This window comes from Halorubrum sp. F4 (genome assembly GCF_027257195.1).
Classification (GTDB): Archaea; Halobacteriota; Halobacteria; order Halobacteriales; family Haloferacaceae; genus Halorubrum.
In genome coordinates this window covers 1-5103 of sequence record NZ_JAPDFS010000032.1, presented here as the reverse complement: position 1 = coordinate 5103, position 5103 = coordinate 1, and the positions used below count along the sequence as shown (strand labels likewise).

The following is a 5103-nucleotide window of genomic DNA, read 5'->3' as shown; positions in this document are numbered from 1 at the left end:
TCGCTCGGCGAGCTGCTGTACGGGATGGAGGCGGCCTGCGTGCTCTACGGCGAGCTCGCGAGCGTCTCGACGTTCACCCAGCCGGCCGTCGAGTGGGGGAAGAAGGCGGCACGCGGCCTGCTCGGCGGCGGCGAGTTCGCGGAGGCCGAGGCGGTCGCCGACAAGCGCGAGTTCCGGATCGACTAACACGCCGGGTCGCCTACCTCCGTCGATGACCGAGGAGCTTCCCGCGGCGCTCGCCCCCGCCGTCCGCGTCGCGAGCGCGGCCTTCGCGATCGTGTTCGCGCTCGTCGTCGCGAGCGCCGTCGCCACGCCGGTCGCGAACCTCGCGGTCCGGATCGGCCTCGTCGACGACGGCGGAAACGGGTGGCAGCTGCTCCGGACGCTCGGCCAGTTCGCGGGCTTCCTCGTGGCCGTGGCCGGGTATCTCGCGCTCACCGACCAGCGGGACCTCCTCCGGTTCTCGCGACCGTCGATCCGGGAGGTCGGGATCGTCGTCGGCGCGGGGGTCGGCCTCCTGGCGATCCAGTACGGGACCTTGTTCGCGCTCCAGCAGATCGGGCTCTCGACCGGCCAGAACCGGGCGGTCGTTCCCGCCGGCGACCCCGTCGAGTACTACCTCGCGATGGTCGCGGTCTCGCTTCTCGTCGTCGGCCCGGTCGAGGAGGTGCTCTTCCGCGGGGTGGTCCAGGGTGGGCTCCGCCGGGCGTTCGACGCGGCCCCCGCGATCCTGATCGCGGGGGTCCTCTTCGGGCTCGTCCACCTCTCGGGAATCGAGGGAACGCCCGTCGAGCGGTGGGCGTACGTCGGGGTCGTGATCGTGTTGGGCTGCGTGCTCGGCTACCTCTACGAACGGACCGGGAACGTGTTGGTGCCCGGACTCGCGCACGGCGTGTACAACGCCGCGATCTACGCGGTGTTGTTGGCGGGCGCGATCTGATCTGCGGTCGGGTGTGGACTACTCCGAGTCCCGGAGGAGGAGGTAGATGACGACCACCAGAAGCATCACGTCGATCCCCGCCACCACGGTCAGGGGCGTCCCGAACCCCCACTGCCAGGCCCACTCGCTTCCCCTGGCTTTGGCGTCGCGGTACAGCCATCGACCGACGGTCGCCCAGAGGACCGCCAAGGCGAACAGGAGCCACAGCTCGTCGCGTGCCACGACGACGCCCGGAAGGATCTCGTAGGTCGATACCTGTAGCGTGGAGGGCGGGACGGACATTACACTGGCCTTCTCACCTATTTGGGTAAGTCTACTGTTACCGATCAGCGAAGAACACGTCCAAAACCCTACCGCTCCGCCCCGGACAGCCCCACACAGCTCCGCAACCACGCTCAGGCCTCCCCAGCCTCGTCAGGCGGCCTCCGCGTCGCTCCGGTCGCCCGACTCCCTCGCGTTCGGTTCGCGACCCTTCGGGCCGCTCACCGGAGCGCGCCGACGGCACCTGCCGTTACTCGGTTGTTTGCGGTCTAGTACCGCTCTTTCCCCCACCGGTGGTCGTCGTAGGTCGCCTGCTGGTCGCTGTCGAACCGCTCCTCGAACTTCCGGCGGAGCGCCGCCTTCTCGGTGGCGTCGATCCGCGCCAGCGCGTCGGCCTTCCCGACCGCCGCGGGCGGTCCCCGGGTGGTCGCCACGTCCGCGAGCACCTGCCGGGTCAACCGGTCGCGGGTCGCCTCCTCGCGGGTGAACGCGTAGGGAGCCTCCAGCTTGTAGGTGACGTCGGTCCGCGGGTCGTACAGCACCATGAACGTGGGCTCGTACAGCTCCGGATCGAGTGTACGGTCGATCCCGAGCGCGTCGGCGTCGGCCGCCATCGTCCCGTCCGCGCCGCCCCGGCTGTGGAACCAGGTGGTGAACGTGAGGTCGTCGTCGAGGCGGGAGTCGGCGGCGCGCCCGCCGTCGTTCCGCCCGCCTCGCCCGTCGCTTCCGTCCTCCTCCCGCCGCTCCAGGAGACGAGTGTACAGCGCGGTGTCGTCGGGCCAGGGCGACTCGAACCCCTTCCGGGCCAGCGTCCGGACGACCGTCCGGCTGGAGGGGTTCTTCACGAAGCCGGCGAGGGGAACGTCGCGCTCGACGAACCGCTCGACGAGCCGCACGTACTTCTCGACGACCGCCCGGGGCTTCGCCTCCCGCGCGAGCTCCCCGAGTTCGGGGTCGCGGTCCTCCCAGGTGAACAGCTCCTTGGGGTAGATGGGGCCGTCGAGTATCAGGAGTTCCTCGACCTCGTCGGCGTGGTCGAGCGCGTGGGTGCCCTCGGCGAGGTAGAGCGCGAGCGCGTGAACCACCCCCTCGGCGTACCGGTTCACCCGCGGCGCGTGGAGCACGCGCTGGCGGGTGTGGCCCGCGTCGCGTTTCGTCCACTCCCCGTCGAAGTCGGCGGTCGAGTCGCCCGCGTGGACCGTCGCGACGATCGTTCGGTCGCGGTGGAGGTCGAGATCGGTCGGCTCGGCGGCCATCGCCGCGTGCGCCACGTCGACGACCAGCCCGTTCTTGAACGTCGTCGGGTTGATCGTCCCGGAGTCGAGCCCGTGAACCGTCCCGAAGGGCCGCTCCGCGAGCGCCACGTCGTCGATGGGCGTTCGCCGGCGCTCGTGGTCGGCGACGGGCTCGATCACGACCCGGCCGTCACGTCGGAGCCCGGTGAGCCAGTCGTTCCAGACTCGCCCCGCGAGGTCCTCGTGGTCCGTCGTGTCCACGTCGCCCGCGATCCCGTACGCGAGCCGCGCGATGTTCTCGACGTGGATCGGATCCAGGGTCACGCCCGTACTGTGGTCCGGAGCGATTTAAAACTGGGTCGGCATCGTTCTGCCGACCGGAAACGCTCGTGTCAGGTCCCGAGACGCCCTCAAGTATCAAACGAGATACTCGGAAGCCAACGTTCTTTGCCGGATTCTACCTCTCGCGACCATGAGCGAGTCAACGATGGGGTCGGAGGGAGGCGAACGGGGCACGTCGGGAACGGGCGATAACGCCCGAACGACGCCGGCCGATCGCGACCGAACGGGACCGGGTGCGCTCCGGGAGGTGTTCCGATACGTTCCGGACGGCACGTCGATGCCGGAGGAGATGTGGCGCGGTCGGCACCGGAACATCCTGATCCTCGTGGTCGCACAGGTGCCGCTTCTCCTCGCGCTGGGGCTCTACGAGGGGACGGAGTCGTTCACCGGCGCGGAGATCCCCGCCGTTCCCTCCTGGATGCTCGGGGGCTTCCTCGGGGGGATCCTCGCGACCGCGGCGCTCGCGAACTGGTCGGTCTTCGGCCGGCGGACCCGGACCGTGATCGCGGCGTTCTCGGCGATGACGGTGTCGATGGCGCTCGTGAAGCTCTCCGGCGGCTACATCGAGGCACACTTCCACTTCTTCGTGTTCGTCGCCGTGCTCGCGGTCTACGAGGACTGGCTCCCCTTCGCGGTGGGGATGGGCTACGTCGCGATCGGGCACGGGGCGTTCGGTCTGATCGACTCGAGTCTCGTCTACAACCACCCCGCCGCCATCGCCAACCCGATCGTCTGGGGCGGGATCCATGCCGTCTTCATCGCCGGTCTCGCGGGGGCGCTCGTCGTGAACTGGTACTCCATCGAGAAGTCCCGCGAGGAGGCGCGACGCCAGCTCGATCTGGTCGCCGAACAGAAGGCCGAGATCGCGGACGTCGAGGCGGCCAAAGCCGAGGCCGAGGAGCGCCGCGAGGAGGTCGAGCGCCTGAACCGACACCTCGAGACGAAGGCCGACGACTACCGTGCGACCATGGCCGAGGCGGCCGACGGCGACCTCACGGTCCGGCTCGACGCCGAGAGCGAGAGCGAGCCGATGGAGCGGATCGCGGTCGCCTTCAACGGGATGATGGACGACCTGGAGTCCACCGTGTGGGAGGTCCAGTCGTTCGCCGACGAGGTCTCCGAGGCGAGCGAGGAGACGATGGCCGGCGTCTCCGCGGCCGAGGAACTGAGCGAGGACGTCGGTCGCTCCATCGCGGAGATCGCGTCGGGAGCCGACGAACAGCGCGAGATGCTCGAGGAGGTCTCGAGCGAGATGAACGACCTCTCGGCCGCGATCGAGGAGGTCGCCGCGTCGACCGAGACGGTCGCGGACGCGGCCCAGCGGACGGCGTCGATCGCCGACGAGGGACGGGACACCGCGGACGCGGCGATCGACAGCGTTCGGGAGTCGCGCGACGCGCTCGATTCGACCGCGGAGGCGGTCAGGGACCTCGACGATCGGATGACCGACATCGGCGAGATCGTCGACCTGATCGGCGACATCGCCGAACAGACGAATCTCCTCGCGCTCAACGCCAACATCGAGGCCGCCCGCGCGGGCGGCGGCACGAGCGGCTCGGGCGGATCGAGCGACGGGTTCGCGGTCGTCGCCGACGAGGTCAAACAACTCGCCGAGGAGACGAAGGAAGCCGCGGGCGACATCGAGGAACTCATCGCCGGGACCCAGGCTCGAACCGAGGCGGCCGTCGACGAGGTCCGGACCGCCGAGGACCACATGGGGGCGGGGGCGGAGGCCGTCCGGGATGCCGCCGACGCGTTCACGCGGGTGGCGGAGAACGCGGAGGAGACCGACGCCGGGATCCACGAGATCGGCCAGGCGACGGACGACCAGGCGGCGAGCACGGAGGAGGCGGTGGCGATGGCCGAGGAGGTGGCGGAGATCAGCCGGGCAACGGCCGACGAAACGGACGCTGCCTCCGCGGCGGCCGACGAGCAGCTCTCCGCGATGACGGACGCCGCCGGGGAGGCCGGATCGCTCACCGACCGTGCCGAGCGGCTCCGCCGGCTCCTCCGGCGGTTCGACGTCGCCGGCGAGCCGACGGCGGAGGGCCCCTCTTCGCCGGGATCCCCGTCGGTCGCGGTGGGCGACGGCGGAACGGAGTGACGGAGGAACGGAACGACGAAGTGACGGTCGGTCCACCGGCGGCGAACGGGGAGGACCGGTCGGTTACGTCCGTTTCGACCCCGACGTCCCAGACCCGTCCTCGACGAGCGTCTCCAACGCCGGCAGCACCCGCTTCACGTCCGCGCCGTCCTCGAGGAACACGAGCGTCCGCGGCGGGCGCACGGCCTTCGGTCTGACGCGTAATCCCGCCTCGTCGGCGG

At 70.3% G+C, this 5103-nt stretch carries 4 protein-coding genes and 1 pseudogene; 3 read left to right on the top strand and 2 right to left on the bottom strand.

From position 1 onward, the window contains the following. A pseudogene (locus OKW78_RS16355) lies at positions 1–186 on the top strand (glucose-6-phosphate isomerase); the annotation flags it as partial. 25 nt (positions 187–211) lie between these two features. Continuing rightward, positions 212–940: a CPBP family intramembrane glutamic endopeptidase gene (locus OKW78_RS16350; protein ID WP_281196122.1), complete on the top strand. Its 729-nt coding sequence runs from the start codon at positions 212–214 to the stop codon at positions 938–940. A gap of 18 nt (positions 941–958) precedes the next feature. Here OKW78_RS16350 and OKW78_RS16345 read toward each other — a convergent pair whose 3' ends face one another. Both OKW78_RS16345 and OKW78_RS16340 read right to left on the bottom strand, forming a co-directional pair. Continuing rightward, positions 959–1222 carry a hypothetical protein gene (locus tag OKW78_RS16345; protein ID WP_281196121.1) on the bottom strand — a complete coding sequence of 88 codons (264 nt, stop codon included), beginning with the start codon at positions 1220–1222 and terminating at the stop codon, positions 959–961. A 248-nt stretch (positions 1223–1470) separates the two neighbouring features. After that, positions 1471–2760: a DNA double-strand break repair nuclease NurA gene (locus OKW78_RS16340; RefSeq protein ID WP_281196120.1), complete on the bottom strand. Its 1290-nt coding sequence runs from the start codon at positions 2758–2760 to the stop codon at positions 1471–1473. Between the two features lie 295 nt (positions 2761–3055). Here OKW78_RS16340 and OKW78_RS16335 point away from each other — a divergent pair, with 295 nt between their 5' ends. Then, complete coding sequence (locus OKW78_RS16335; RefSeq protein WP_281196123.1) at positions 3056–4882, top strand: methyl-accepting chemotaxis protein; 1827 nt, start codon at positions 3056–3058, stop codon at positions 4880–4882. Positions 4883–5103: the final 221 nt, after the last annotated feature.

Bases quoted from the DNA above. Each gene is read 5' to 3' on its own strand.
- OKW78_RS16350 (WP_281196122.1), top strand. From the start codon at position 212: ATGACCGAGGAGCTTCCCGCGGCGCTCGCCCCCGCCGTCCGCGTCGCG.
- OKW78_RS16335 (WP_281196123.1), top strand. From the start codon at position 3,056: ATGCCGGAGGAGATGTGGCGCGGTCGGCACCGGAACATCCTGATCCTC.
- OKW78_RS16345 (WP_281196121.1), bottom strand. From the start codon at position 1,222: ATGTCCGTCCCGCCCTCCACGCTACAGGTATCGACCTACGAGATCCTT.